Annotated in this window: 23 protein-coding genes; 12 read left to right on the forward strand and 11 right to left on the reverse strand. The window is 70.7% G+C overall.

What is annotated here, in order from left to right; all coding sequences use genetic code 11:
• Positions 1 to 105: 105 nt before the first annotated feature.
• A complete protein-coding gene (locus ACFYQ6_RS29840) occupies positions 106 to 1224 on the forward strand; it encodes a winged helix DNA-binding domain-containing protein (protein ID WP_361580869.1) in 1119 nt (372 codons plus the stop codon).
• 49 nt (positions 1225 to 1273) lie between these two features.
• Here the strand turns inward: ACFYQ6_RS29840 and ACFYQ6_RS29845 are convergent, their stop codons facing one another.
• Positions 1274 to 2119: a helix-turn-helix transcriptional regulator gene (locus ACFYQ6_RS29845; protein ID WP_361580872.1), complete on the reverse strand. Its 846-nt coding sequence runs from the start codon at positions 2117 to 2119 to the stop codon at positions 1274 to 1276.
• A 105-nt stretch (positions 2120 to 2224) separates the two neighbouring features.
• Between ACFYQ6_RS29845 and ACFYQ6_RS29850 the strand changes: the two genes are divergently transcribed.
• Both ACFYQ6_RS29850 and ACFYQ6_RS29855 read left to right on the forward strand, forming a co-directional pair.
• Complete coding sequence (locus ACFYQ6_RS29850; protein WP_361580874.1) at positions 2225 to 3901, forward strand: AMP-binding protein; 1677 nt, start codon at positions 2225 to 2227, stop codon at positions 3899 to 3901.
• On the forward strand, positions 3898 to 5505 hold the full coding sequence (locus ACFYQ6_RS29855) for an AMP-binding protein (protein ID WP_361580876.1): 1608 nt from the start codon (positions 3898 to 3900) through the stop codon (positions 5503 to 5505). The genes ACFYQ6_RS29850 and ACFYQ6_RS29855 overlap by 4 nt, the downstream gene beginning before the upstream one ends.
• 21 nt (positions 5506 to 5526) lie before the next feature.
• Here the strand turns inward: ACFYQ6_RS29855 and ACFYQ6_RS29860 are convergent, their stop codons facing one another.
• The gene (locus tag ACFYQ6_RS29860) at positions 5527 to 5748 is read right to left on the reverse strand and encodes a hypothetical protein (RefSeq protein ID WP_361580878.1); all 222 of its coding nucleotides are present in this window, start codon (positions 5746 to 5748) and stop codon (positions 5527 to 5529) included.
• Between the two features lie 81 nt (positions 5749 to 5829).
• Entirely contained in the window at positions 5830 to 6540 is a 711-nt protein-coding gene (locus ACFYQ6_RS29865; protein ID WP_388765899.1) for a hypothetical protein, read from the reverse strand.
• A 269-nt stretch (positions 6541 to 6809) separates the two neighbouring features.
• Between ACFYQ6_RS29865 and gcl the strand changes: the two genes are divergently transcribed.
• Together gcl and ACFYQ6_RS29875 are read left to right on the forward strand one after the other, a co-directional pair.
• A complete protein-coding gene (gcl, locus tag ACFYQ6_RS29870; RefSeq protein ID WP_361580884.1) occupies positions 6810 to 8594 on the forward strand; it encodes a glyoxylate carboligase in 1785 nt (594 codons plus the stop codon).
• A 343-nt stretch (positions 8595 to 8937) separates the two neighbouring features.
• Entirely contained in the window at positions 8938 to 11289 is a 2352-nt protein-coding gene (locus ACFYQ6_RS29875) for a tetratricopeptide repeat protein (RefSeq protein WP_388765901.1), read from the forward strand.
• Between the two features lie 346 nt (positions 11290 to 11635).
• On the opposite strand, the gene ACFYQ6_RS29880 is transcribed toward ACFYQ6_RS29875, so the two are convergent.
• The 8 genes from ACFYQ6_RS29880 to ACFYQ6_RS29915 form a co-directional block, all read right to left on the reverse strand.
• Positions 11636 to 13093, reverse strand: a complete 1458-nt coding sequence (locus ACFYQ6_RS29880; protein WP_361580890.1) for a catalase — start codon at positions 13091 to 13093, stop codon at positions 11636 to 11638.
• A 205-nt stretch (positions 13094 to 13298) separates the two neighbouring features.
• Positions 13299 to 14192, reverse strand: a complete 894-nt coding sequence (locus ACFYQ6_RS29885) for a 2-hydroxy-3-oxopropionate reductase (protein WP_361580893.1) — start codon at positions 14190 to 14192, stop codon at positions 13299 to 13301.
• 43 nt (positions 14193 to 14235) lie between these two features.
• The gene (locus tag ACFYQ6_RS29890; protein ID WP_388766033.1) at positions 14236 to 15075 is read right to left on the reverse strand and encodes a TIM barrel protein; all 840 of its coding nucleotides are present in this window, start codon (positions 15073 to 15075) and stop codon (positions 14236 to 14238) included.
• A 157-nt stretch (positions 15076 to 15232) separates the two neighbouring features.
• Positions 15233 to 16663, reverse strand: coding sequence for a cellulose binding domain-containing protein (locus ACFYQ6_RS29895; RefSeq protein WP_388765903.1), 1431 nt, complete (start codon positions 16661 to 16663; stop codon positions 15233 to 15235).
• Between the two features lie 34 nt (positions 16664 to 16697).
• A complete protein-coding gene (locus ACFYQ6_RS29900; RefSeq protein ID WP_388765906.1) occupies positions 16698 to 18260 on the reverse strand; it encodes a beta-N-acetylhexosaminidase in 1563 nt (520 codons plus the stop codon).
• Between the two features lie 63 nt (positions 18261 to 18323).
• Positions 18324 to 19163 carry a carbohydrate ABC transporter permease gene (locus ACFYQ6_RS29905; RefSeq protein ID WP_388765908.1) on the reverse strand — a complete coding sequence of 280 codons (840 nt, stop codon included), beginning with the start codon at positions 19161 to 19163 and terminating at the stop codon, positions 18324 to 18326.
• Entirely contained in the window at positions 19160 to 20128 is a 969-nt protein-coding gene (locus ACFYQ6_RS29910) for a sugar ABC transporter permease (RefSeq protein ID WP_361580905.1), read from the reverse strand. Before ACFYQ6_RS29910 ends, ACFYQ6_RS29905 begins: the two co-directional genes overlap by 4 nt.
• Before the next feature lie 40 nt (positions 20129 to 20168).
• On the reverse strand, positions 20169 to 21443 hold the full coding sequence (locus tag ACFYQ6_RS29915; protein ID WP_361580908.1) for an extracellular solute-binding protein: 1275 nt from the start codon (positions 21441 to 21443) through the stop codon (positions 20169 to 20171).
• Positions 21444 to 21691: 248 nt separating this feature from the next.
• Between ACFYQ6_RS29915 and ACFYQ6_RS29920 the strand changes: the two genes are divergently transcribed.
• From ACFYQ6_RS29920 to ACFYQ6_RS29950, 7 genes are all read left to right on the forward strand, one after another.
• Positions 21692 to 22549 (forward strand): GntR family transcriptional regulator, encoded by an 858-nt coding sequence (locus tag ACFYQ6_RS29920; RefSeq protein ID WP_388765911.1) that lies wholly within the window; start codon positions 21692 to 21694, stop codon positions 22547 to 22549.
• A 73-nt stretch (positions 22550 to 22622) separates the two neighbouring features.
• The gene (locus tag ACFYQ6_RS29925) at positions 22623 to 22874 is read left to right on the forward strand and encodes a hypothetical protein (RefSeq protein ID WP_361580914.1); all 252 of its coding nucleotides are present in this window, start codon (positions 22623 to 22625) and stop codon (positions 22872 to 22874) included.
• Positions 22871 to 23230: a helix-turn-helix domain-containing protein gene (locus ACFYQ6_RS29930; protein WP_361580916.1), complete on the forward strand. Its 360-nt coding sequence runs from the start codon at positions 22871 to 22873 to the stop codon at positions 23228 to 23230. Before ACFYQ6_RS29925 ends, ACFYQ6_RS29930 begins: the two co-directional genes overlap by 4 nt.
• A 172-nt stretch (positions 23231 to 23402) precedes the next feature.
• Positions 23403 to 23924, forward strand: coding sequence for a 2-oxo-4-hydroxy-4-carboxy-5-ureidoimidazoline decarboxylase (gene uraD, locus ACFYQ6_RS29935; RefSeq protein WP_361580919.1), 522 nt, complete (start codon positions 23403 to 23405; stop codon positions 23922 to 23924).
• A gap of 5 nt (positions 23925 to 23929) precedes the next feature.
• Positions 23930 to 24322 (forward strand): hydroxyisourate hydrolase, encoded by a 393-nt coding sequence (gene uraH / locus ACFYQ6_RS29940; protein ID WP_356744733.1) that lies wholly within the window; start codon positions 23930 to 23932, stop codon positions 24320 to 24322.
• 8 nt (positions 24323 to 24330) lie between these two features.
• The gene (gene pucL, locus ACFYQ6_RS29945; protein WP_388765914.1) at positions 24331 to 25254 is read left to right on the forward strand and encodes a factor-independent urate hydroxylase; all 924 of its coding nucleotides are present in this window, start codon (positions 24331 to 24333) and stop codon (positions 25252 to 25254) included.
• Between the two features lie 65 nt (positions 25255 to 25319).
• Positions 25320 to 26720 carry a nucleobase:cation symporter-2 family protein gene (locus tag ACFYQ6_RS29950; RefSeq protein WP_388765916.1) on the forward strand — a complete coding sequence of 467 codons (1401 nt, stop codon included), beginning with the start codon at positions 25320 to 25322 and terminating at the stop codon, positions 26718 to 26720.
• The last annotated feature ends 17 nt before the right edge of the window (positions 26721 to 26737 follow it).

Here is a 26737-nt window from a genome sequence, read left to right on the forward strand (position 1 = left end):
CCGCCCCGGCCGGGGTGCCGCGGACGGTGCGAGTGTCGCGGCCCGCCGACCGCGAGTGCCGCACTTCGCCGACCGGCGCCCGCGGGCCCGCGTAATCTGCGGGACATGGCCGCCAAGAACGCTCCCGTGCTCTCCACCCGCGCGCTCAACAGGGCGACTCTGCAGCGGCAGTTGCTGCTGCGCCGCACCCCCGTGCCGGCGAAGGAGGCCGTAGGCCGCCTGGTCGGACTCCAGGCGCAGAACACCAGGCCGCCGTACTTCCAGCTCTACTCCCGTCTGGAAGGCTTCGATCCCGCCGAGCTCTCGGCGCTCATGGAGTCCCGCGAGGTGGTCAGGATCGTCACCCTGCGCTCCACGATCCACACCCACACCGCCGAGGACGCCCTCACCCTGCGCCCTCTGGTCCAGCCGGCCCGGCAGCGCGAGCTGAACATCTTCCGGCACGGGCTCACCGGTGTGGACCTCGACCGGCTCGCCGCGCTGAGCAAGGAGCTCGTCGAGGAACGGCCCCGCACCATGAAGGAGCTGCGCGAGGAGCTCCTGCGCCACTGGCCGGAGGCCGACCCCAGGGCGCTCGCCGTCGCGGCGCGCTGCCTGCTGCCGCTGGTGCAGGTCACCCCGCGCGGGCTCTGGGGGCGCAGCGGGCAGGTCGCCCTGACGACGGCCGAGCACTGGCTGGGCAGCCCGGCACGCCCCGCCGCCACACCGGACGCGACGGTGCTGCGCTACCTCGGCGCCTTCGGACCCGCCTCGGTCAAGGACATGCAGATGTGGGCCGGACTCACCCGGATGCGCGAGGTCTTCGAGAGGCTGCGGCCACAGCTGCTCACCTTCCGCGACGAGAGCGGCACCGAGCTCTTCGACCTGCCCGACGCCCCGCGCCCCGACCCGGACACCCCGGCCCCGCCGCGCTTCCTGCCGGAGTTCGACAACGTGCTGCTCGGCCACGCCGACCGGACCCGGGTGATCCCGCCCGCGTACAAGGGGAGCAACGGCGTGGGCAACCAGGCCTACGGAACCGTCCTCGCCGACGGCTTCCTGGCCGCGCTCTGGCGTCTCGACGAGGCGGGGGACACCGCGGTCGTCACCGTGCAGGCCCTGGGCGCGCTCGGCCGTGCCGCCCGTGAGGAGATCACCCAGGAGGCCGTGGGCCTGCTGACGGTGATGTCTTCCGCGCCCGTGCACGACGTCCGGTTCGGCCGGTTCGTCGACCTCGGCGGCTGAGTCGCCCGGGCCGCCTTCACCTCGCGACCCTCCGCGGCTCGGGAGAGCCCTACGGAAGCAGCCCCGCGCGGCGTGCCGCCACCACGGCCTCCAGCCGCGTGCGCGCCCCGAGCTTCCGCATCGCGGACCGCAGATAGCTCTTCACGGTCTCCGGCCGCAGGCCCAGCCGGCCTGCCGTCGCGGCGTTCGTCGCACCCGAGGCGACGCAGGCGATCACGTCCAGCTCGCGCGGCGCCAGCCGGACGGGCCGGCCCGCCGGCGGCCGGTCCGCGCCCGCCGCCGACGCGAGCCGCCCGCAGGCCGAGAGAAGCTCCTCGCGCAGCGCGGGGTCGGCGATCCTCGGGGCCAAGGCCCGCAGCTCGCGATGCGCCTCGCGGACGTCCTCCCAGGTGCCGGGGCCCGTACCCGGATCGGTGACCCGCGCACGGGTGGAGACGAGGAGCTGCTGCACCTCGTCCCGCACGGCGAGCGCCTGCTCCACGTCCCGGGCCGCCGAGACAGCCGCGTCGAACGCACGGTCGCCGAGCGTGAGAGGCTCGCGCAGCGCCCCGTACAGCACACCGCGCACCGTGCGGCCGACGACGACGGGCACCGCGACGACCGAACGCAGGCCCTCGGCGGCGACGGCCGTGTCGTACTCGTGGCTGATGTGGCGGGCCGACGGGTAGTCCGTGACCGCGCACGGCCGTGACAGGGCGATCGCCTTGCCGCCGAGACCGCTGCCCGCCGAGATCATGAGACCGCGCAGCGCGGGGGTCTGTGCCCCGCTCAGCTCGGCGATCCTGGCGTGGCGCGCGTCGGACAGCAGCCCGCCGAAGACCACCGGCAGCCCGCTCGCCCGGCGCAGCCGCAGCAGGGCCGCACGCAGCTCGGTCTCCTCGCCCGCTTCCGGCATGCCGATGACACCCGCCCTGTCCGGCTGTACCCCCGTTCGGGGGTGGTGAGATCTGGGTCACTGTTCACATGATGTTAAAGGACGGGTTCGCAACGAGGAGGGCACATGCCGGCAACCACTGCGACGGAGACGTTCCGGGCGGCCCGGGACTTTCTGATCGAGCACCGGGAGGACTACGCCGCGGCCCGCGCGGGCTTCAGCTGGCCCCGGCCCGACCGGTTCAACTGGGCGCTCGACTGGTTCGACGTCATCGCCGAGGGCAACGACCGCACCGCACTGCACATCGTGGAGGAGGACGGCGGGCGTACGGAGATCTCCTTCGCCCGGATGGCGGCGCGCTCCAACAGCGCCGCGAACTGGCTCCGGGCCCAGGGCGTGGCGGCGGGGGACCGCGTCCTCGTGATGCTCGGCAACCAGACCGAGCTGTGGGAGACCGCCCTCGCCGCGATGAAGCTGCGTGCCGTCGTCATCCCCGCGACCCCGCTGCTCGGGCCGGTCGACCTGCGCGACAGGGTCGAACGCGGCCGGGTCCGTCATGTGCTCGTGCGCTCGGCCGACACCGGGAAGTTCGACGAGGTGCCCGGTGACTACACCCGCATCGCGGTCGGCGACGACGTCGAGGGCTGGCTCTCCTACGGCGACGCCGACGGGGCGCCGGAGTCGTTCAGGCCGGACGGCGAGACCGACGCCGACGAACCGCTGATGCTCTACTTCACCTCCGGTACCACGGCGAGCCCGAAGCTGGTCGAGCACACCCATGTCTCCTACCCGGTCGGCCACTTGTCGACGATGTACTGGATCGGTCTCAAGCCGGGGGACGTCCACCTGAACATCTCCTCACCCGGCTGGGCGAAGCACGCCTGGTCGAACCTCTTCGCACCGTGGACCGCCGAGGCCACCGTCTTCATCCACAACTACACCCGTTTCGACGCGCCCCGGCTGATGGCGGAGATGGACCGCTCGGGCGTCACCAGCTTCTGCGCCCCGCCCACGGTCTGGCGGATGCTCATCCAGGCCGACCTCACCCAGCTGCGGACCCCGCCGCGTGAGGTCGTCGCGGCCGGTGAGCCGCTCAACCCCGAGGTCATCGAGAGTGTCCGGCGTGCCTGGGGGGTCACCATCCGGGACGGCTTCGGTCAGACCGAGACCTCCGTCCAGGTGGCCAACAGCCCGGGACAGCTCCTCAAGGCCGGCTCCATGGGCCGGCCCAGCCCCGGCTTCGACGTCGTGCTGCTGGACCCGGTCTCCGGCGAGCCGGGAGCCCTGGAGGGCGAGATCGCCCTCGACCTGTCCGCCGCGCCCGTCGGCCTGATGACGGGGTACCACGGCGACCCGGAGCGCACCGCCGAGGCGATGGCGGGCGGCTACTACCGCACCGGTGACATCGGCTCGCGCGACGAGGACGGCTACATCACCTATGTGGGCCGGGCGGACGACGTCTTCAAGGCGTCCGACTACAAGATCTCGCCGTTCGAGCTGGAGAGCGCCCTGCTGGAGCACGAAGCGGTCGCCGAGGCAGCCGTCGTGCCCGCCCCCGACCCCGTCCGACTCTCCGTCCCGAAGGCGTACGTCGTGCTCGCGGCGGGCTGGGAGCCCGGCCCCGACACCGCCAAGGTGCTGTTCGAGCACTCCCGGTCGGTCCTGGCCCCGTACAAGCGCATCCGCAGGCTGGAGTTCGCCGAACTGCCCAAGACCGTCTCCGGGAAGATCCGCAGGATCGAGCTGCGCGAGCGGACGGCACAGGGCGCCGGCACCGAGTTCGACGAGGGAGACTTCCGGTGACCGACCTCTCCTACGCGCACGGCACGAGCGGTACCGCTCTGCTCGGCGACACCATCGGCCGCAACCTGGACCGGGCGATCGAGGCGCACGGTGAGCGGGAGGCCCTCGTCGACGTCGCCTCGGGACGCCGCTGGACCTATGACCGGCTCGGCGCCGATGTCGAGGAACTGGCCCGGGGACTGATGGCGTCCGGGGTGGCCAAGGGCGACCGGGTCGGGATCTGGGCGGTCAACTGCCCGGAGTGGGTCCTCGTCCAGTACGCGACGGCGCGCATCGGGGCCATCATGGTCACGATCAATCCCGCCTACCGAGCGCACGAGCTCGCGTACGTGCTGGGGCAGGCCGGCATCTCTGTCCTGGTCGCCTCCCTCGCCCACCGCACCAGCGACTACCGGGCGCTGGTGGACCAGGTGCGCGCCGAGTGCCCCGCCCTGCGGTCGGTCCACTACATCGGTGACCCGTCCTGGGACGAGCTCACCGACGCCGCGGGTTCGGTGACGAAGGAACAGCTGGCGGAGCGCGAGGCGGAGCTGTCCTGCGACGACCCCATCAACATCCAGTACACGTCCGGCACCACCGGCTTTCCCAAGGGGGCAGTGCTCTCCCACCACAACATCCTCAACAACGGCTATTTCGTGGGGGAGATGGTCGCCTACACGGAACAGGACCGGGTCTGCCTGCCCGTGCCGTTCTACCACTGCTTCGGCATGGTCATGGGAAACCTCGCCATCACCTCCCACGGTGCCTGCGCCGTGATCCCCGCCCCCGCCTTCGAGCCCGCAGCCGTGCTGGCCGCCGTGGAGCAGGAGCGCTGCACCTCGCTCTACGGCGTGCCCACCATGTTCATCGCGGAGCTGGGACTGCCCGGCTTCGCCTCGTACGACCTCTCCTCGCTGCGCACCGGGATCATGGCCGGCTCGCCGTGCCCGGTCGAGGTGATGAAGCGGGTCGTCTCCGAGATGCACATGGAGGAGGTGTCCATCTGCTACGGGATGACGGAGACCTCGCCGGTCTCCACGCAGACCCGCCGGGACGACGACCTGGAGCGCCGCACGGGCACGGTCGGGCGCGTGATGCCCCACATCGAGGTGAAGGTGGTCGACCCGGTGACGGGAGTGACACTGCCGCGTGGCGCATCCGGTGAACTGTGCACCCGTGGCTACAGCGTGATGCTCGGATACTGGGACCAGCCCGAGCGGACCGCCGAAGTCGTCGACGCCGGGCGGTGGATGCACACCGGCGACCTCGCCGTGATGCGGGAGGACGGCTACGTCCAGATCGTCGGCCGGATCAAGGACGTCATCATCCGCGGTGGCGAGAACGTGTATCCGCGCGAGATCGAGGAATTCCTGTACACCCACCCGAAGATCGCGGACGTCCAGGTGGTCGGGGTGCCGGACGCGACCTACGGAGAGGAGATCCTGGCCTGCGTCATCCCCCGCGACCCGGCCGATCCGCCGACGCTGGAGGAGGTGACGGCGTACTGCCGTGAGCAGCTCGCGCACTACAAGATCCCGCGGGGTCTGCGGATCCTGGACGCCTTTCCGATGACGGTCAGCGGCAAGGTCCGGAAGGTCGAACTCCGGGAGACCTACGGCGCGTAGCCGCGGTCGGGCGGCGGAGGGTCAGGCGGCTTCGGAGACGCCGGAGCCGAGTCCCTGGGTGGCCGCCGCCCACTCGATGAGCAGTACCTCGTACTCCGCGGCCTCCACCGGGGTCCAGTCCTGGCCGGCCCGCGCGTCGACGAGCGCACGGATCGCCTCGTTGGCCTCCACGGCGGAGGGATGGGCGGGCTGGGTCAGGAAAACGGGGGCGGAGTGAGTGGGATGCCGAGGAGTTAAGACCATGCCTTCACTCTACGTCCTCAAACTGACAACACCCCGAACATATGCGGCTGGCAGGGCACAGGTGACCGAAATCATGCGGCGTCATGGGCCGGCGCTGATCAATTCCTCGGCGGGGCCGTTCGCCGGCTGAGGGGTTCCGGTGAGGTCGAGGACGAACAGAGGGATGACGAGGCCGTCCGCCCGGGAGCGGGCCTCGTCCGTGTAGCCGGCCAGGGAGAAGAGCACGCCGGCCACCGAGGAGTTCAGGGCGTTCAGCCAGAGGCACTCGACGTCGCGCAGGGCCGTGGGCCGCGTGGTCGCGTCGACCTGTGCGACGAGGCCGGCGGCCCGGAGGTCGATCCGGGAGCTGGGCCGCACTTCGGGCTGGACGACGTCCCGGTAGCCCAGCCAGCGCAGATACAGGGCCGCGGTGCTCACCGCGTCACGCGCCGTGCGTATCACCAGCGGCCTGAACGACGGGCGCGGGTGCGCGGCGGTGCGGGGCAGCGGTATGTGGGGCGGGGTGGCGGCGGGTGGCGTGATGCCGCGCGTCGCCACAGGGCGCACGGCGATCCGCAGCACCGCCCCGCAGGGGCAGCAGAGTTCGGGATGCGGCCACTGGTCGCGGCGCCCGCAGGAATGGCAGCGGACACTCACCCAGTCGTCGTTCCAGGTGCGGTGGGTGATGGGGACCGCGGGTGCGCCGCGCATCAGCGGCGGGGCGGTAGGGGAGCCGCACGGGCAGGGGTAGACCGGGGTGATGTACGCGTGCTCACGGCGGCAGGCCGGGCAGCGCACCGGTAACGACTCCACGTGCTGCCCCTTCCCTCCGCCGCTCGGGCGGCGACTGCGTTCCGTGCTCCATCGTCCACCAGGAGCGACGTTCCCGGGAGGGACTTGGCGTACTTCGCGGTCGTATCTTCGCCCGCGCCCGGCCGCGCGCCCCCTGTTCTCTTGACGGCCCCCGGGGGCCGTCCTACATTGGATTCCGTATAGCAGAACAAAACTTCCGTAATTCGGAATTGGTGCTCTCAGGTGGCGCGACAGAGCCCGAATCCACCAGGTCCGAGCAGGAGCACTCAATGCCTCGTATGACCGCTGCCCGAGCGGCAGTTGAGATCCTCAAGCGCGAAGGCGTCAGTAACGCGTTCGGTGTGCCGGGTGCGGCGATCAACCCGTTCTACGCGGCTCTCAAGGCCTCCGGCGGGGTGCACCACACCCTCGCCCGCCACGTCGAGGGCGCCTCCCACATGGCCGAGGGCTACACCCGTGCCGCGGCCGGCAACATCGGTGTCTGCATCGGCACCTCGGGGCCGGCCGGGACCGACATGATCACCGGCCTGTACTCGGCCATCGCGGACTCCGTCCCGATCCTCTGCATCACGGGCCAGGCCCCGACGGCCGTCCTGCACAAGGAGGACTTCCAGGCCGTCGACATCGCCTCCATCGCCGCGCCGGTGACCAAGGCCGCGACCACCGTCCTGGAGGCGGCGCAGGTCCCGGGCGTCTTCCAGCAGGCCTTCCACCTGATGCGCACCGGCCGGCCCGGCCCGGTCCTCATCGATCTGCCGATCGACGTGCAGCTCACCGAGATCGAGTTCGACCCCGACCTCTACGAACCGCTGCCCGTCCACAAGCCGGCCGCGAGCCGCCGGCAGATCGAGCGTGCCGTCGAGATGCTCAACGCCTCCGAGCGGCCGCTGCTCGTCGCGGGCGGCGGCATCATCAACGCGGACGCCTCGGAACTCCTGGTGGAGTTCGCCGAACTGACCGGCGTCCCCGTCGTCCCCACCCTGATGGGCTGGGGCATCCTCCCGGACGACCACGAGCTGAACGCCGGCATGGTGGGTCTGCAGACCTCGCACCGCTACGGCAACGCGAACTTCCTGGAGTCGGACTTCGTCCTCGGCATCGGCAACCGCTGGGCCAACCGTCACACCGGCAAGCTGGACGTCTACACCCAGGGCCGTACCTTCGTCCACATCGACATCGAGCCCACCCAGCTGGGGAAGATCTTCGCCCCGGACCTCGGCATCGCGTCGGACGCCGCGGCCGCGCTGGAACTCCTCGTCGAGGTGGCGCGGGAACTCAAGGCGGCGGGCGGCCTCAAGGACCGCTCCGTCTGGGCGGCTTCGACCCAGGAACGCCGGGCGACGCTCCAGCGGCGTACGCACTTCGACGACGTGCCGCTGAAGCCGCAGCGGGTGTACGAGGAGATGAACCGGGCGTTCGGCCCCGAGACCCGGTACGTCTCCACCATCGGCCTCTCCCAGATCGCGGGAGCGCAGATGCTGCACGTCTACCGTCCGCGCCACTGGATCAACTGCGGCCAGGCCGGGCCGCTGGGCTGGACCATCCCGGCCGCGCTCGGGGTGGCGACGGCCGATCCCGAGGGCTCGGTGGTCGCCCTCTCGGGGGACTACGACTTCCAGTTCATGCTGGAGGAGCTCGCGGTCGGCGCGCAGCACCGCATCCCGTACGTCCACGTGCTGGTCAACAACTCCTATCTGGGGCTCATCCGCCAGGCGCAGCGCAACTTCGACATCGACTTCCAGGTCAACCTGGAGTTCGAGAACCTCAACTCCCCGGAGGTGGGCGTCTACGGCGTCGACCACGTCAAGGTCGTGGAGGGCCTGGGCTGCAAGGCGATCCGGGTCACCGAGCCCGGTCAGCTGCTGCCGGCCTTCGAGGAGGCCAAGAAGCTTGCGGCCGAGTTCCGGGTGCCGGTGGTGGTCGAGGCGATCCTGGAGCGGGTCACGAACATCTCGATGAGCGGATCCGACATCGCCTCGGTCAACGAGTTTGAGGACGTGGCGACCGAGCCGGGCCACGCCCCGACCTCGATCCGCGCGCTGACCGTCTCCTGAACCCTTCCGGCGCCGGCGTCCTCGACCTGAGCGGTCGAGGGCGCCGGCGCCGTCATGTGCCGGGCGCGGGAGGGGACGCGATCGGACCGGCGCGGGCCCGGGCCGCCGCCAACCCCTGGGATGTGGAGACGGTTCCGGCGCGCGGTAGCCTGAACCGGTTCGTGGAGCGCCTCGTCGCAGGCCGTGACATCCTCCTCCCCGAAGCCGAGGCAGGTCGTCGATGTGGGCCGCGCGGCGGGGCAGGGATGCGTGGTGATCGTTCGCGTACGGCCGTCTTCCGGTCGTCCACGGGAGCTCCGCGGTTGTCGGCGAACTGAGTGTGGGGGCAGGGTTGGCAGCGAGGGTGTTGGCGCACCGGTACGAACTCGAGAAGCTACTGGGCCGCGGAGGCATGGGCGAGGTCTGGCTGGCCCGGGACAACAGGATCATGCGCCGGGTCGCGGTCAAGCTCCTCCACCACATGCCGGACGAGGCCGGGGCGGCCGAACTCTTCTTCCGTGAGGCACGGACCGCGGGAGGGCTGAACCACCCGGGGGTGGTGGGGATCCACGACCTGGGAGAGGACACGGACGGCACGCTCTTCCTGGTGATGGAACTGGTCCAGGGGCGTGACCTGCGCGCGGTCCTGCGCCAGGACGGCCGGCCCCCGGTGGCCGCGGCCATGGACTGGACGGCCCAGATCGCCGACGTGCTGGTGGCCGCCCACGCGGTCGAGATGGTGCACCGCGACCTGAAGCCGGACAACGTCATGCTCACCGCGGGCGGCACGGTGAAGGTCCTCGACTTCGGGATCGCCCGCTACCTGTCCACTGCCACCCTGGCCAGCCGCGTCATCGGCACCCCGGCGTACATGCCTCCGGAGCGGCTGCAGGGCAAGACCGGCGACGGGCGGGGCGACCTGTACTCCCTCGGCTGCGTCCTGTACGAACTGCTCACGGGACGGCCGCCCTTCGACTCCTCCGAGCCCGGGGCCCTGGTGTACGCCCACCTGCAGCAGGAGCCGATTCCTCCCGGCAGCCGCCGCGGCGGCATCCCGACCTCCCTGGACGAGCTGGTGACCGACCTGCTGGCCAAGGACCCCGACCAGCGGCCCGCGACGGCGGCGGAGGTGCGCGACAGGCTCCGCGCCGCGATCGATCCGCGCGACGGTGTGTCCTGGCCGGCGGGCCCCCGGGCCGACGCGGTTCCACGCGACGAGCAGCGGGCCGTGTCCGAGGGCGGTACCCGGGTCCTCGAACCGGAGCCGACGAACACCGGGCGGCCCCGGCAGGAGGATGCCCCGAAGGCGAGCGAGGCCGACAAGAAGCAGGACGCCATCGCGCTGTTCGCGGCCCTCGTCAGGGACCGTGCCCGGGTTCTGGGACCCGATCATCCGGACACGCTGCTGTCCCGGCACCAGCACGCCTGGAACGTGGGCAACGCCGGCCGGAACGAGGAGGCGGCGGAGCTGCACGCGGCCCTCGCGGAGGACCGCGCCCGTGTCCTGGGGCCTGATCATCCGGACACATTGCTGTCCCGGCACCAGCACGCCTGGAACGTGGGCAGCGCCGGCCGGCACAAGGAGGCGGCCGGGCTCTTCGAGTCCGTCATCGCGGACCGGATCAGGGTCCTGGGTGCCGACCACGCGGACACCTTGCAGTCCCGTCACAACGACGCCTGGTTCGTGGGTGACGCGGGACACAACCGGCGGGCCGTGGCGCTCTTCGGGGCGCTCGTGGAGGACCGTGTACGGGTTCTGGGCCCCGTCCATCCGGACACGCTGCTGTCCCGGCACCAGCACGCCTGGAACGTCGGCAGGACCGGCCGCAACGAGGAGGCGGCGAAGCTGCACGCGGCGATCGCCGAGGACCGGTCGCGTGCCCTGGGGCCCGACGACTCCCGCACGCTGCTGTCCCGGCACCAGCACGCCTGGAACGTCGGCAGGACCGGCCGGCACAAGGAGGCGGCGGAACTGCACGCGGCGATCGCCGAGGACCGCGCCCGGGTCCTCGGTCCTGATCACCTGGACACCCTGCTGTCGCGCCACCAGCACGCCTGGAACGTCGGGCACACCAACAAGCCGCAGGAGGCGGCGGCGTTGCACGGGGCGCTCATGGAGGACCGCGCCCGGGTTCTGGGACCCGATCATCCGGACACGCTGCTGTCCCGGCACCAGCACGCCTGGAACGTCGGCAGCGCCGGCCGGCACGCGGAGGCGGCGGAGCTGTTCAAGGGCGTCATCGCGGACCGCGTCCGGGTCCTGGGCGCAGACCACGTGGACACCTTGCAGTCCCGGCACAACGACGCCTGGTTCGTGGGTGACGCGGGAAAGAACCAGGAAGCGGCCGAGCTCTTCGCGGTCCTGGTGGAGGACCGTGTCCGGGTCCTCGGCCCCGACGACCCGGACACGCTGCTGTCCCGGCATCAGCACGCCTGGAACCTGGGCAGGACCGGCCGGTACGAGGAGGCGGCGGAGCTGCACGGAGCGGTCGCCGCTGCCCGCCACCGTCTCCTGGGGCCCGACGACTCCCGCACCCTGCTGTCCCGGCACCAGCACGCCTGGAACATCAGCGCCACCGGCCGGTACCAGGAGGCGGCGGCGCTGCACGCGGCGATCGTCGAGGACCGGACCCGGGTCCTGGGCGCCGACCATCCGGACACCCTGCAGTCACGCCACCAGCACGCCTGGAACCTCGGGAAGATGTCGGGCGCCTGACGGAGGCCTGACGGGGGCCTGACGGGGGCCCCTCGGGGGCAGGCCGGGAGCCAGGCCCCACCGACCTGACGTGCGGTCGCCATACAGGGCGGCCGTCACACAGGGCGGCCGTCACACAGGAATGCGGTGCACGCCCCACGCGTGCACCGCACTCCGCTCATCCGTTCACGGCGACCGCGACGGCGGGCTGTGGACCGTGGTGGACGGCACCTTCAGGTCTGGAGCCGGCCGCCGCGCCCTTCGCCACCGCACTGGCGTCGTCCGCCGTCGCGGTCCCGTCCTGCCGGTGCCGCGACGGCACCCCTCATCCGGGTGTGCGGCACGGGCAGGGCCCTGGGACGGAGGCTCAGTCCTCGCGCAGGGCGCGGACCGCCTCCTCCACGCGCTTGCCGTAGTCGGCGTCGGCGGCGCGGAAGTGGGCGACGTTCTTCTCGATCACGTCGTCACGGGTGACCTGGGAGAGGCCGCCGGCGATGTTCGCGATCAGCCGGTCCTTCTCCTCGGCCGACATCAGCCGGTAGAGCTCGCCCGCCTGGAAGAAGTCGTCGTCCTTCGCGTGGGCGGGGGCCTCGTGCGTGCCCGTCCAGCCGTGCACCGGGAGCGGCGCGGCCAGGGCCTGACCGGTCTGGGCCGGGCCGGCGTACGAGTTGGGCTCGTAGTTCTTGTCCTGGCGCGAGCCGTACCGCGTCGCGTGCAGACCGTCGCGCCCGTAGTTGTCGACGGTCGCCGCCTTCGGCGCGTTGACGGGGAGCTGCGTGTGGTTGATGCCCAGGCGGTAGCGCTGCGCGTCGGCGTAGGCGAACAGCCGGCCCTGGAGCATCTTGTCCGGGGACGGACCGATGCCGGGCACGAAGTTGTTCGGGGAGAACGCCGCCTGCTCCACCTCGGCGAAGACGTTGTCCGGGTTGCGGTCCAGCACCAGACGGCCCACGCGGTGCAGCGGATGGTCGGCGTGCGGCCACACCTTCGTCACGTCGAACGGGTTGAAGCGGTAGTCCGCCGCCTCCGCCGCCGGCATGATCTGCACGTACAGCGTCCAGGACGGGTTCACGCCGCGCTCGATGGCCTGGAGCAGGTCCGTCTGGTGCGAGTTGGCGTCCTTGCCGACCTGCTCGGCGGCCTGCTCGGCGGAGAGGGAGCGCACGCCCTGGTTCGTCTTGAAGTGGTACTTCACGAAGAAGGCCTCGCCCTCCGCGTTCGTCCACTGGTAGGTGTGCGAGCCGAAGCCGTGCATGTGGCGGTAGGAGGCGGGGATGCCCCGGTCGCCCATCAGCCAGGTGATCTGGTGCGTCGCCTCGGGGGAGTTCGCCCAGAAGTCCCAGACGTTGTCCGGCTCCTGGCGGCCCGTGAACGGGTCACGCTTCTGCGAGTGGATGAAGTCGGGGAACTTCACCGGGTCCTTGATGAAGAACACCGGCGTGTTGTTCCCGACGAGATCGTAGTTGCCCTCGTTCGTGTAGAACTTGAGGGCGAACCCGCGGGGGTCGCGCACCGCGTCCGCGCCGCCCAGTGAGTCGGCGACCGTGGAGAAGCGGATGAACGTCTCGGTGCGGCGGCCCACCTCGGAGAGGAAGTCGGCGCGGGTGAAGCCGGTGACGTCGTCCGTCACCTCGAAGTACCCGTACGCGCCGGAACCGCGGGCGTGGACGACGCGCTCCGGGATGCGCTCACGGTTGAAGCGGGCGAGCTTCTCGAGCAGGTGCTGGTCCTGGACGAGGATCGGCCCGCCGGCGCCGGCCGTGGCGGAGTTCTGGTTGTCGGCGACCGGGGCGCCTGACTCGGTCGTGAGCACACGCTGGGACATGGAGGCCTTCCGTACGGGGCTGCTGACGGCCTCAGGAGCGTAGATTCGCCGGGAACGGCACGTCAACAGTTTGTTGAAATTGGAGTGTGAGGTTCCGGGTCGCGGCAGCGCCTGGGCGCGACAGGACAGGTGTCAGCGCCGCCGCGACCCGGAGTTCAGGGGGGCAGGGCCTCTCGTCCGAGAGACCTGAAAAGGGCCGAGGGCGTCAGACCCGGGAGCCGGAGAGGCGCTCGACCGAGCGCAGCAGCGCGGAGTGGTCGAGTCCGCCGTCGCCCTGGGCGCGCAGCGAGGCGACCAACTGGGCCACGACCCCGCCGACGGGCAGGGCGGCGCCGACGTTGCGGGCGGCGTCCGTGACGATGCCCATGTCCTTGTGGTGCAGGTCGATCCGGAAGCCCGGGGCGAAGTCCCGCTTGAGGAAGTTGTCCTTCTTGCGCGTCAGGACCGTCGAGCCGGCGAGCCCGCCGTTGAGGACGTCGAGCGCGGCGCTCAGGTCGACCCCGGACTTCTCGAGGAAGACGACGGCTTCCGCGCAGGCCTGGATGTTGACCGCGACGATCAGCTGGTTGGCGGCCTTCACCGTCTGGCCCGAGCCATGGGGGCCGCACAGCACGATCGTCTTCCCGAGGGCCTGGAGGAGGGGCTGCGCGGCGTCGAAGTCGCTCTGCTCGCCGCCGACCATGATGGACAGGACGGCCTCGATCGCACCGGCCTCACCGCCGGAGACGGGGGCGTCCAGGACGCGGATGCCCTTCTCCTTCGCCTTCCCGGCCAGGTCCACGGAGGTCTGCGGGGTGATGGAGGACATGTCGATCAGCAGGGCGCCCTGCCTCGCGTTCTCCAGGATCCCGTCGGGACCGTACGCGATGGCTTCGACCTGCGGGGAGGCCGGGACCATGGTGATCACGACGTCGGCGTCGCCGACGGCCTCCGCGATCGAGGCCGCGCCCCGGCCGCCCGCCGCGACGAGCCGGTCGATCTTGTCCTGTTCCAGGGTGTAACCGGTCACCTGGTAGCCGGCCTTGACGAGGTTCTCGGACATGGGGGAGCCCATGATGCCGAGCCCGATCCAGGCGACCTTGGGGAGGTTGCTGCTCATGAGGGTGCCTTCCGGTAAGCGTGTGTGCGTGGGGCGGGGGCCCTCAGCGGGCCGGCCGGTGCTCGGCCGGGAGCCAGCCGAAGGACTCGGCGCTCGGCCGGTCGCCCGGCTTGTACTCCAGGCCGACCCAGCCGTCGTAACCCGCCGCGGTCAGCTCGTCGAGGAGCCGCTCCAGGGGGAGGCCGCCGGTGCCCGGTGCGCCGCGCCCCGGGTTGTCGGCGATCTGGACGTGGCCGGTCTTCGCGGCGTACGCCTTGATCACCTGGCTGAGGTCCTCGCCGTTCATCGACAGGTGGTAGAGGTCCAGCAGGAACGCGGCGTTGCCCAGGCCCGTCGCCTCGTTGACGCGGTCGACGACCTCGATGCCCGCCGGTGCGCTGACCAGCGGATAGAGCGGCGACTCCGTGTCGTTGAGCGTCTCGATCAGGAGGGTCGCGCCGATCCGGTCGGCGGCGCGGGCTGCCAGGACCAGGTTCTCCAGGGCGAGTTCGTCCTGGACGGCAGGGTCCACGCCTGCGACGCGGTTGCCGTACAGCGCGTTGAGCGCCGTGCAGCCGACCGAGGCCGCGAAGCCGGCCGCCACGTCGATGTTGGCGCGGAAGCGGTCCGACTCCTCGCCGGGGAGCGAGAGCGCCCCCCGGTCGGGGCCGGGGAGCTCGCCGGCGTAGAAGTTCAGCCCCACCAGCCGGGTGCCCGCGTCGTCGAGCGCCTTCTTCAGGGCGTCGAGCTCGGCCTGCGCGGGGGTGGGGGTCCCGGTCCAGGGCCACCAGAGCTCGACCGCGGTGAAGCCCGCGGCGGCGGCGGCCGCGGGGCGCTCCAGGAGCGGGAGTTCGGTGAAGAGGATCGAGAGGTTCACATCGAAGCGCTGGTCCGAGTAAGCCATCATGCGCTCCTTCCGTATTGCGGAAGTTAGTTTCTGCTTAACGGAAGATTGCATGGCGGGTGGTGCGGCTGTCAAGAGGCAGCCCGAATTCCGGGCACGCGGAAGCGGGGTGGAGGCCGTCTCGCCCTCCACCCCGCTCCCGCTCACACCTGCCTGGTCAGACGGCCGGCACCGTGTCCTCGAACGTGGTCCCGGCGGCCCGGTAGTCCTGCACCAGGGCCGACACCTGGGCGGGGGAGAGGACCTGGTCCTTCACGTGCAGGACGTAGTCCACCTGCTGGTCGTACGAGCGTGGCGTGGTGCTGCTCTGGCCGGCCAGATCGATCAGCCACTGGTTGAAGTTGATCGACATCGGCCGCTCGGGGAGGTACGCCGCCCCGTGCGTGCCGAAGAGCTGCCCGTCCACGTAGTACGTGATGGCGCTGCCGTCGATCGTCACCACCAGGTCGTGCCAGCCGGCATAGCTCTGCCGTGTCTCGCTGTGCTGGTTGACGGCCTCCCACGGGTCGGGCCGGTAGGTCTCCCAGGACGTCGTGTAGAGGATGTTGGCCGGCTCGCCCCAGCCGCCGTTGGGCAGGTACTCGAAGTCGTACTCCGCGTAGTCGTCGGCCATCGGCGCCTTCAGGTCGTTGATCGTGAAGAAGGTCTGGACGAGGTGGTCGCCGTCCGGACCCGACCGCGGGGCGTCGCTGAACTTCACCCGGGCCGCGTAGGTGCCGTTGCGGAACTTCGTGGACTTCGTGAGGATCTCCGTCTGCACGGTGGAGGCCCCCGTGCCGGCGGTCGACGTCTCCAGGTTCATCACCGAGTTGCCGTTCTGGCTGCCGAAGGTGACGTTCTCAGGGGCCCAGACGGCCCCCGGCACACCGGGGCCGCCGGAGTTCGAACGGACGCTCCAGCCGTTCGCCGCGATCTTCGGGTCCGCGTGACCGGAGTAGTCGAAGTCGTCGAACAGGGTGGGCCCGTCGGCCGGCGGGTCGGTGGGGGGATCGGTCGGATCGGTCGGGCCCTCGCCGCCGGGTGCCTCGCCCCAGGCCGCGACGCCGCCCACCTGCGCGGTGATGCGCGACCAGTCGGCGTAGGTGGTGCGTTCGGCGCCGAAGGAGTAGTCGTCGGACTGTCCCAGCGGCTGCCAGTCGGCGCGGTGGAAGCGCAGCTGCATGTCCCCGGTGTCGGCGCCCGGGGCGAGGGATCCCGCGCCCGGCGTGAAGGCGATCTCCAGGTAACGGTCGGCGGTGGCGGTCGGGTTCGTCAGGTTCCTGAACGTCCCGGTGATGTTCGAGCAGCCCTTCACCGCCCAGGAGCAGGCGAAACGGTAGGCCGCCGACGGCGAGTCGGCCTTGAAGTAGTAGCGCACCTTGACGTCCTGGAGCGGCACGCTCGTGCTGCCCGTGTTGCGTACCTTCAGCCACGGCTCGACCTGGTCGGCCGAGGCCCCGGACGCGCTCGTGCGGTACTGGACGGCGAGCCCGCCGGCCGCGGCGGCACCGGCCGTCGCGGGCAGGGCGGCCAGGGCCGTGCAGCCCAGGGCCAGGGTGACGGCGGCGGCCGACGCCGCGCGGACACGGCTCCTGCGGAATGTCCTCATGACGATGTTCCTCTCCGGAACGGTGGGGGATGAGCTACCGAGGGGGGTGCGCTGTACCTGCGGACGCGGTCGTCAAGGACCGCGGGGTCAGGGGCCGGTAGGGGACGCCGAGGGCGTCCAGCCGGGTGGTGTGACGGCGCAGACGCTCGACGAAACCGGCCCAGTCGGCGCGCCCGCCGGACCAGGCACGGTCCGCCAGGGCGCAGAGCCGGGGGTAGGCGAGGTATTCGATGCGGTCCGGCGTCGTCACGTACTCGGTCCACAACTGCGCCTGTGTGCCCAGCACGCGGGCGGCCTCCTCCGGTTCCCAGCCCTCGGGCACCGGCTCGTTGGCGTGCACCGCGTGCAGGGGGACCAGGGCGCCTGGCTGCGCCGAGGGTTCGCCGGGATCCGTGGACTGGGCGTAGTCGAGGTAGGTGGCACGGTGGTGGGCGGTCACCACCTGGTGGCCGCGCCGCGCGGCCGTGCGGGCGTGCGAGGGGTCACGCCAGGTCATCACCGTGAATTCCGGCGGCAGTTCGGACCCGCTCTCCGCCCAGCCGGTGGGCCGGCGTCCGTGCTCCACGAGGAACGAGCCGATCCGGTGCATGAACCAGCCGTGCAGCTCACCGGGCCCGGCGAGGCCCTCGGCCGCCGCACGCGCCCTGGCCGCGGGGCTGCTCTCCCATTCACCGGTGGGGCACTCGTCGCCGCCGATGTGGACGTACGGGGAGGGGAAGACGTCCATGACCTCCTCCAGCACGGTCCGGCAGAAGTCGAACACCTCCTCGTGGACGCCGAGCACGGTGTCGCAGACACCCCAGCGGGTCCACACGTCGAGCTGCCTGTCCGGGTGGTTGCCCAGGTGGGGGTAGGCGGCGAGCGCCGCGCGCACGTGTCCGGGCATCTCGATCTCGGGCACGACGCTGACCCCGCGCTCCGCCGCGTGACGGACCAGACCGCGCAGCTCGGCCTTGGTGTACGACCCCGCGTGCGCGATCCCGTCGGACAGGGACTGCGCCCGGTGCCCGCCGACCGAGGTCAGCCGCGGACAGGCGTCGACCGGCATGCGCCAGCCCTGGTCGTCGGTGAGGTGCAGATGGAGGACGTTGAGCTTGTGCAGCGCCATGAGGTCCACGTATCGGCGCAGGTAGGAGACGGGCTGGAAGTGCCGGGCGACGTCGAGCATCGCGCCGCGCCAGGGATAGCTCGGTACGTCGCTGATCTCGACGCAGGGCAGCTCCCAGGGAACGCCGCGCACCCCGCCCGACAGCGCTTCGGCCGGCAGCAGCTGCCGGATGGTCTGGACACCCCGCAGCAGCCCGTCCGGCCGGGCGGCGCGCAGCAGCATCGCCTGCGGGCCGACCGTGAGGCCGTACCCCTCGTCGCCGAGCCCGCCGAGCTGCGGGTCGAGCGCCAGGACGACACGGCCGTCGGCGGCGGGCGGCAGGGCCAGCCCGGTCGTCGGCCCGAGGAGCGTACGCAGCAGTCCGGCCGCCTCCTCCGCACCCGGCAGCGCGCGCACGGAGGTGTCCTGGTCCAGCACGAAGCGGCCCGGGCGGGGGGAGACCTTGCGGGGGAGGGGGACGAGGGAGAGCTCGGGACGTGATGCGGGCACGGGGGCCTCCGGGGTCGGACTCGGGGGTTCGGCGGGACGGCGGGGCGGGCACCCCTGAAGGGCTCAGCCCTTTACGGCGCCGGCCGCGAAGCCGGAGGTCACGTGGCGCTGGAGCAGCAGGAAGATCGCGAGCGCGGGCAGGGCGAAGAGCGTGGAGGCGGCCATGGTGGCGCCCCAGTCGGTGCCGAAGGTGTTCTGGAAGGAGGAGAGCCAGACCGGCAGGGTGCGGTTGTCCTGCTGCTTGATGATCAGGAAGTTGGCGTAGGCGAACTCGTTCCACGCGGTGATGAAGCCGAACAGGGAGGTCGCCATCAGGCCGGGCGCGAGCAGGGGCAGCGCCACCCGGACGAACGCCCCGGTCCTGGTGCATCCGTCGACCTGGGCGGCTTCCTCCAGTTCGGGCGGGATCGTCGCGATGAAGCCCCGCAGCACCACGATCGTGAACGGCAGCGTGATCATGAAGTAGACCAGGGTCAGGGTGGGCAGCCGGTCCAGCATGTCCGTGTCCCGGGAGATGATGTAGATCGGGATGATCAGTGACTCCCAGGGCGCCATCTGGACGACGAAGACCAGCAGCATGAACTGCCTCCGCCCCCTCCAGCGCAGGCGGGCGACCGCGAACGAGGCTCCGAGGGCCACGAGGAGGGACAGCAGTACGGCCCCCAGCGTCACCAGGACACTGTTGCGCCAGAACAGTTCGAAGCCGTCGGCCTGAACGGCCCGGCGGAAGTGCTCCAGCGTCCAGGTCCAGGGCACGAGCCGGGGCTCGGCCGACCGGATGTCCCGCGACGGCTTGAACGCCGTGGAGATCATCCAGTACACCGGGAACAGGCAGACCACGACGGTCACGACGGCGGCGGCGTTGAGCGGGATCCGCCGGAGGCGGGGACGGAGCAGGGTCATCGCGGGTCGTCCTCCTGGCGGAACATCTGGCGGAAGTAGAGCACCAGCACCCCGGACATCAGGACCACGGTGACCATCGACGCGGCGGAACCCAGGTCGTAGCGCTGGCTGGAGAGCGCCGTCTGTACCGCGTAGACGGGCAGGATCGTGGTGGCGTCGCCCGGGCCTCCCCGGGTCATCACCCAGATCTGGACGAACGCCTTGAAGGTCCAGATCACCTCCAGCGACAGCACGAGCATGAAGATCGGCCGCAGCAGCGGGAAGGTGATCGAGCGGAAGACGCGGGAGGCGGAGGCGCCGTCCATCCGCGCGGACTCGTACAGCTCGGCGGGCACCGTGGTCAGGGCCGAGTAGAGGGTGATCGCGGCGAACGGCACGGACTGCCAGACGATCAGCAGGACCAGGATCGCGAAGGCCGCCGTACCGTTCGCGAACCACGGATAGCGGTCGAAGGACCCGAAGCCGAGCGCGGTCAACGACTGGTTGACGATGCCGAACTCCGAGTGGAACAGCCACTGGAAGACCGTCGTCGCCGCGACCACGGGCATCGCCCACGCGAGCACCAGCGAGCAGAGCACCACCGTCCGCCCGGCCCGGCGCAGCCGCTCCGTCATCAGCGCGACCAGCGTCGAGATGCTCATGATCAGCACGACGTTGACGGCCATGAAGGCGAAGGTCCGGCCGGTCACCTCCCAGAAGCGCGGGTCCGACAGCAGGGTGCGGTAGTTGCGCAGCCCCACGAACTCGGCGTCCCCGCTGATCAGCTGCCTCAGCCGGAAGTCCTGCAGGGAGATCACCACGGCCCGCACCAGCGGGTAGACGAGCAGGTAGAGCATCCCCGCGATCGCGGGTGCGATCAGGGCGTACGGCCAGAAGCCGCGCGCGGGCCCTCCGGGCCGCCGTCCCGGCGGTGGTTGCGGTGGACGGTGGACGTGTGGCGCGGTGCGTTCACGGACGGCCGGCACGGCGGGCCTCCTCTCGGTGGCGGGTCATCGGTGGGGAGGGTCAGGAACCGGCGTTCATGGCGCGGGTGATGTCCGCGGAGGCCTTGGCCGCCTCCTTCGCCGCCTCACCGCCGGTGAGGACCGCCGTCATGTAGTCCTTGACCGGGTTCTCGGCCTCGACCGCCGCCCAGCCCGGGGTGTTCGGCGTCGCGTGGCCGTTCGCCGCACCCACGGCCATCGCGGAGGCGCCCGGGTCTCCCGCCACCGCGGAGGCGAGCGTGGTCCGGTTGGGCACGTAGCTCATGGCGACCGCGAGCTTCTTCTGCCAGGCGTCGCCCGTCAGTTCCCTGATGAAGGTGACCGCCGCCTCCGGATGGCCGGCCGCAGCGGGCACCACCAGGTCCGAGCCGCCGGTGAACACGGCGCCCGGGGTGCCGGCGGTCTTCCCCGGGACCGGGAAGAACCCCAGCTTGCCCTTGAGCGCGGGGTTGTTCTCGATGACCACGTTGGCGCCACCTGGAGTGGAGATCACCTGGGCGACCTGGCCCTGGGCCATCACCTCGGCCTGCGGCGGATCGTCCTCGTCGGAGTCCTTGGGGCCCTTGCCGAGCGCCTGGAGTCGTGCGTAGAAGTCCATGCCGCGCAGGGCCTCCGGCGTGTCCAGCGCACCCTTCCACTTCCCGCCCGACTCGGTCGCCAGGTCCCCTCCCTCGTCCCAGACGAAGCCGGCGAGTGCGTACCAGAGCTGCCCCGGCAGGTAGATGCCCTGCGTGCCGCCCTTGTTCAGCTTGGTGGTGGCCTCGATCCACCGCTCCCGGGTGGTGATCCCGGCGGCGTCGACACCCGCCTTCTCGAAGAGGTCCTTGCGGTAGATCACGACCCGGTTGGCCGCGTAGTACGGGATGCCGTACTGCTTCCCGTCGTACGAACCCGGCTCGGCGAGCCCCTTCAGCCAGGCGTCGCCGTTCAGTTCGTCCTTCTTGTCGCTGAGGTCCGTCAGGCCGCCGCTCTCGGCGAACTGCGCCACCTGCGTGTTGCCCGCCTCGATCACGTCGGGGGCGTCGTTGCTGGCCAGCGCGGCGGTGATCTTCTGGCCGATGCCGTCCCACTCCTGGATCTGGATCCGGACGTCGATGTCCGGGTGGGCCGCCTCGAAGCCCTTCGTGAACTCCTCCTGGAAGGCGGCCGAGACGCTGTCGCGCATCAGCCAGACGTCGACCGTGGTCACGCCCCCGGCCTCGTCGGCGTCGCGGGTGCTGTCCCCAGCAGAACTGCAGGCACTGAGAGCGGCGGCCGTCACGAGCGCGGACACACCGGCAAGCAAGCGGTACTTCACGGTTCACCTCAACGGGAGCAGAGACCTGACCACCTGACCAGTGAAGCCCACTGGACAGCTCACCTCTTGATGGTGGATGAAGGTGGCATAGACCAATGGGGCCGTCAACCCCTCCCGCAAAAAGGGGTATTGGCGATCTATCGGTGAAGAGGGCCTGTTCTTCCGGGCGTGGATGGCTACACTTTCCCTGACCAGTTGCCCTCAGTTGCTCAACTGGTAAAGAGGGTGGAACGCCAGAAGGGGCACGCATGGAAGCCGACGTACCGGGGACGGTGCTCAAACGGGAGCGGGCGCGCGACGCGGTCCTCGAACTGATCGAGGACCGCAGCCCGGGGGACGCCATCCCCTCGGAGCGGGCTCTGTGCGCCCTGCTGGGGGTGTCCCGGCCCACCGTGCGTGCGGCCGTCGACGAGCTCGTCTCGGCCGGGCTGCTGGTCCGCGAGCACGGGCGCGGCATGTTCGTCGCACCGGAGAAGATCACCCAGGAGCTGATCTCCGCCGATCTGGCTCTCAGCGTGCCGCGGGCCGCCGGGGCGTGGTCGAGCAGGCTGCTGGAGTTCACCACCCACCAGGCCGGTGCGCGGGTCGGCCGCAAGCTGCGGATGTCGCCCGCCGAGGAGATCGTCTACGTCGCCCGGCTGCGTCTGGTCGACGGTGCCCCGATGGCCATCGAGCACCTGCACATCAGGGCCGCGCTGGTCCCCGGGCTGTCCGCCCAGGAACTGGAGAGCGGCGACCTCTACGAGCATCTGCGCCACACCCACGGGGTGCATGTGCGTGAGGCGGTCCAGGCCATCGAGCCCACCGTCGTCACCCGCGCGGAGGCACAGCTCCTGGAGGTCCCCGAGCTCTCCCCTGCCCTGCTTTTCGAGCGTCTGACCTCGGACGTCGCCGGGGTGCCCGTGGAGTACGTCCACTCGCTCTACCGGGGTGACCGCTACCGGATCGTCTCCCGGCTGGCACTGGGGCCCGCCGCCGCGGAGGCCGGGCCGGCCGGCAGCGGGGCGGTCAGGGACGGCCACCACCCGGGGATCCCGCCCGGCGACTTCGCACACGGTGACCCGATCACCTCGTCGACCCGGGGGGACATCCAGGCCGGGCCGTGAGGAGGGGGGTTTGCCTTAGGGTCGGGACGAGCCGCGCGAGCCGACGGACGCGGCGGGACACGAGGGAGACACCGTGCGCTTGAGGGTGGAATTCACCACCGAGCCCTTCGATCTCGACGAGGCACCCGCCCACGCGGTGGTGGCCCGCGAGGTCGTCCAGGCCGCCGATCTGGACGCCGTCGACGTGGGCCCCTTCGGGAACACGGCCGAAGGCGGTGCCGACCAGGTGCTGACCGCGGTGGACTCCCTGCTGCGCAAGGCGCTGGCCTCGGGTGCCACCCGGGTCTCCCTCCAGCTCAACGTGATCGGGGAGGACACCCCGTGACCGAACCCGCCGATCACCCCCTGGTCGCGGCGGTGAAGCCGCTCGTCGACGCGATGGGAGCCGAGCTGCTGAGCCCCGGACAGGCGGCGGCCGACGACGTCGTGCTCGCCTGGGAGGGGGTGGACGTCATAGCCGTGCGGCTCCCGCAGCTCTCCGAGTCGCTCGACCACATCCTGGCCGCGATGGAGCGGCGGCACGGAATGCCACTGTCCGAGCTGGACCGTAAGACCAAGCAGGGCGTCGTACGGTCGCTGGAGGCACGCGGTGCCTTTGCCGTGCGACACGGAGTGGAGACCGTGGCCGGGGCCCTCGGGGTCAGTCGCTTCACTGTTTACAACTACTTGAACAGGGAGTAACACGGCCGAGGTAGAACTGTCACCCGAAGTGGGTCGATGCCGCCGTCCGGGAACTCGGGCGGCGGCATTATCTGTTCGCGGAATTTCAACAAACTGTTGACGTGGTGTTGTGAAGGGCGTTAGCTATCCGCAGCCCGACAACGCACAGCGAAAAACAGCCACGGAGGCTCCCGTGACTTCGAGCTCCACACCGGGCCTCGCCCGGTTCAACACCCTGGCGGCCGGCGAGGCCACAGCCGTGCTGCACGAGGTGTGTGCCAGTGCGGCGTGGGGAAGCTTCGTTCTCGCCCACCGGCCGTACGCCGACACGGAAGCCCTGTTCTCCGCGAGTGACACCGCCATGGCGGGACTCTCCGCGGAGGATCTGGCCGAAGCGATGGCCGGCCACCCGCCGATCGGCCGCCCGAAGCCCGGAGATCCGGCCTCCGCCCGTGAGCAGCGGGGGATGGCCGGGGCGTCCGAGGAACTCAGGACCGAGATGCTCGAACTCAACCTGGCCTACCAGGAGCGGTTCGGACACGTCTTCCTGATCTGCGCCACCGGAGCCACCGGTGAGCAGATGCGCGACGCGGTGAAGTCCCGGATCGGGAACTCGCCCGAGCAGGAGCGCGAGATCGTGCGCACCGAACTGGGCAAGATCAACCGCATCCGGCTGACCCGCCTCGTACAGGACTCCCCAGAACAAGGAGCGTGACGGTCTTGAGTACCGAAACCACCGCATCGGTGTCCACCCACATCCTGGACACCAGCATCGGCCGCCCCGCCGCAGCCGTCAGCGTCTCGCTCGCCGCACGCGGCGGCCCGGACGCCGGCTACGTGACGCTCGGCGGTTCCGCGACCGACGCGGACGGGCGCTGCAAGGACCTGCCGGCACTGCCGGAAGGCACCACCCACGTACGGCTCGTCTTCGACACCGAGTCGTACTTCACCAGCCAGAAGCAAGCCGAGGCGCAGCAGGACGCCCCCCGCGTAAGGGACAGCGGCGCGTTCTTCCCGGAGGTGGCGATCGCGTTCGCCGTCACCCCGGGGGAGCACTATCACGTACCGCTGCTGCTCAACCCGTTCGGCTACTCCGTTTACCGAGGGAGCTAGCAGACAACATGCCCACGATTCTCGGCCAGAACCAGTACGGCAAAGCAGAGAACCGCGTCGTCAGGATCACGCGGGACGGCGACACCCACCACATCAAGGACCTCAACGTCTCGGTCGCCCTCTCCGGCGACATGGATGACGTCCACTACTCGGGCTCCAACGCCAACGTCCTGCCGACCGACACCACCAAGAACACGGTGTTCGCCTTCGCCAAGGAACACGGCATCGAATCCGCCGAGCAGTTCGGTATCCACCTCGCCCGGCACTTCGTGAGCTCGCAGGAGCCGATCAAGGTGGCCCGGATCAGGATCGAGGAGTACGGCTGGGAGCGCATCGCGACCTCCGACGGCAACTCGAAGTTCATCGGAGCCGACGAGGTCAAGCACTCCTTCGTCCGCAAGGGCCAGGAGACGCGCGTCACCCAGATCACCTACGACGGTGGAAAGTGGGAGGTCGTCTCCGGCCTCAAGGACCTCACCGTCATGAACTCCACCAACTCGGAGTTCTGGGGCTACGTCAAGGACAAGTACACGACGCTGAAGGAGGCGTACGACCGCATCCTCGCGACCGACGTCTCCGCCCGGTGGCGCTACAACTGGACCGACGACGAGCAGCGCATGCCCAACTGGGAGAAGTCCTACGAGCAGACGCGCAAGCACATGCTCCAGGCCTTCGCCGAGACGTACTCCCTCTCGCTCCAGCAGACCCTGTACCAGATGGGCTCGCGGATCATCAACAACCGCAGTGAGATCGACGAGATCCGCTTCTCGCTGCCGAACAACCACCACTTCCTCGTGGATCTGGAGCCCTTCGGCCTCAAGAACGACAACGAGGTCTACTTCGCGGCCGACCGCCCGTACGGCCTCATCGAGGCGACCGTGCTGCGGGACGGCGTCGAGCCGAAGATCCCGGTCGACCTGACCAACCTCTGACGCGGTGCTGAACCGGCCCCCGCCTCCCTGGAGGCGCGGGGGCCGGTCAACCCGGAGGAAATACCATGGCACAGCCTGCAACGGGGCCGGCGAAAGGCCCATGTACCGCCCCACCGGCCGCTGCCCTCACGGCAGTTCACCCGGTGGACGAAAAGCTTCCGCCCTCGCGGCTCGTCCCCGCCGCACTCCAGCACATCGCCGCCATGTACGCGGGCGTCGTCACCCCTCCGCTCATCATCGGGCAGGCCGTCGGTCTCGACGCTGCCGGAATGACCCGTCTGATCGCCGCCGGCCTCCTGATCGCGGGAGTCGCCACCCTCCTCCAGACCCTCGGCGCCGGACGCTTCGCGGGCAACCGCCTGCCCTTCGTCAACGCCGCGTCCTCCGCCGGGATCGCGCCGATGCTCGCCATCGCCGAGACCACTGCGCCGGGCCGCCAACTGCCCGCCATCTACGGGGCGGTGATCGTCGCAGGAGTCTTCTGCCTGGCCGTCGGCCCGTTCTTCGGGCGGCTGCTGCGCTTCTTCCCGCCGCTGGTCACGGGCGTGGTCATCACCCTCATCGGTGTCACCCTGATGCCGGTACCGGTCGGCTGGGCCCAGGGCGGCGACGCGACGGCCGAAGACTTCGGCGCCATGAAGTACCTCGCGCTGGCCGTCTTCACGCTGGTCGTCATCCTGCTCATCCAGCGTTTCGGACGTGGCTTCGTCAAGCAGGTCGCCCTGCTCGCGGGCATGTTCGCCGGCACGCTGGCCGCCGTGCCCTTCGGACTCGCCGACTTCTCCGCGCTCGGCTCCGCGCCCGTCGCGGCCCTGCCCACGCCCTTCGCCTTCGGCGCGCCCGAATTCCAGCCCGCCGCGATCCTCTCCCTGTGCATCGTGATGCTGGTGCTGATGACGGAGTCCTCCGCCGGCATGCTCGCACTCGGCGAGATCTGCGAGCGGGACACGGACGGGCCCACCATCACCCGGGGCCTGCGCACCGACGGCATCGCGACGCTCCTCGGCCCCGTCTTCGGCGGCTTCCCGACCAGCGCCTTCGCCCAGAACGTAGGCGTGGTGTCACTGACGAAGGTGCGCAGCCGCTACGTGGTCGCGGCGGCCGGCGGCGCCCTGCTGATCCTGGGCGCCTTCCCCGTACTCGGGGCGGTCGTCTCGCTGGTCCCCATGCCCGTGCTCGGCGGTGCCGGCATCGTCCTGTTCGGCTCGATCGCCGTGAGCGGCATCCGGACCCTGGCCGAAGCCGGGCTGGACGACAGCTCCAACATCATCCTCGTCGCGGTCGCGCTCGGAGCGGGCATCATCCCCCTCGCGGCCCCTGGCTTCTACGCCGGATTCCCGTCCTGGGCGCAGACCGTGCTCGGTTCCGGAATCAGTGCGGGAGCGCTCGTCGCGGTCCTGCTCAACCTGTTCTTCCATCATCTCGGCACCCACAGCCGTAACGCTGTGGCACTCAAATCCTCCTAGGGTCCTGCCGTGCCCAC

Origin of the sequence: Streptomyces sp. NPDC005494 (genome assembly GCF_042872025.1) — a bacterium.
In the GTDB taxonomy this organism is placed as follows: domain Bacteria; phylum Actinomycetota; class Actinomycetes; order Streptomycetales; family Streptomycetaceae; genus Streptomyces.

Excerpts from the sequence above, each read along its gene's own strand:
- ACFYQ6_RS29845 (WP_361580872.1), bottom strand. The coding sequence starts at position 2,119 with ATGCCGGAAGCGGGCGAGGAGACCGAGCTGCGTGCGGCCCTGCTGCGG.
- ACFYQ6_RS29950 (WP_388765916.1), top strand. The coding sequence starts at position 25,320 with ATGGCACAGCCTGCAACGGGGCCGGCGAAAGGCCCATGTACCGCCCCA.
- ACFYQ6_RS29890 (WP_388766033.1), bottom strand. The coding sequence starts at position 15,075 with ATGGCTTACTCGGACCAGCGCTTCGATGTGAACCTCTCGATCCTCTTC.
- ACFYQ6_RS29885 (WP_361580893.1), bottom strand. The coding sequence starts at position 14,192 with ATGAGCAGCAACCTCCCCAAGGTCGCCTGGATCGGGCTCGGCATCATG.
- ACFYQ6_RS29920 (WP_388765911.1), top strand. The coding sequence starts at position 21,692 with ATGGAAGCCGACGTACCGGGGACGGTGCTCAAACGGGAGCGGGCGCGC.
- ACFYQ6_RS29895 (WP_388765903.1), bottom strand. The coding sequence starts at position 16,663 with ATGAGGACATTCCGCAGGAGCCGTGTCCGCGCGGCGTCGGCCGCCGCC.
- ACFYQ6_RS29905 (WP_388765908.1), bottom strand. The coding sequence starts at position 19,163 with ATGACCCTGCTCCGTCCCCGCCTCCGGCGGATCCCGCTCAACGCCGCC.
- ACFYQ6_RS29840 (WP_361580869.1), top strand. The coding sequence starts at position 106 with ATGGCCGCCAAGAACGCTCCCGTGCTCTCCACCCGCGCGCTCAACAGG.
- ACFYQ6_RS29850 (WP_361580874.1), top strand. The coding sequence starts at position 2,225 with ATGCCGGCAACCACTGCGACGGAGACGTTCCGGGCGGCCCGGGACTTT.
- ACFYQ6_RS29860 (WP_361580878.1), bottom strand. The coding sequence starts at position 5,748 with ATGGTCTTAACTCCTCGGCATCCCACTCACTCCGCCCCCGTTTTCCTG.
- pucL (WP_388765914.1), top strand. The coding sequence starts at position 24,331 with ATGCCCACGATTCTCGGCCAGAACCAGTACGGCAAAGCAGAGAACCGC.
- gcl (WP_361580884.1), top strand. The coding sequence starts at position 6,810 with ATGCCTCGTATGACCGCTGCCCGAGCGGCAGTTGAGATCCTCAAGCGC.
- ACFYQ6_RS29880 (WP_361580890.1), bottom strand. The coding sequence starts at position 13,093 with ATGTCCCAGCGTGTGCTCACGACCGAGTCAGGCGCCCCGGTCGCCGAC.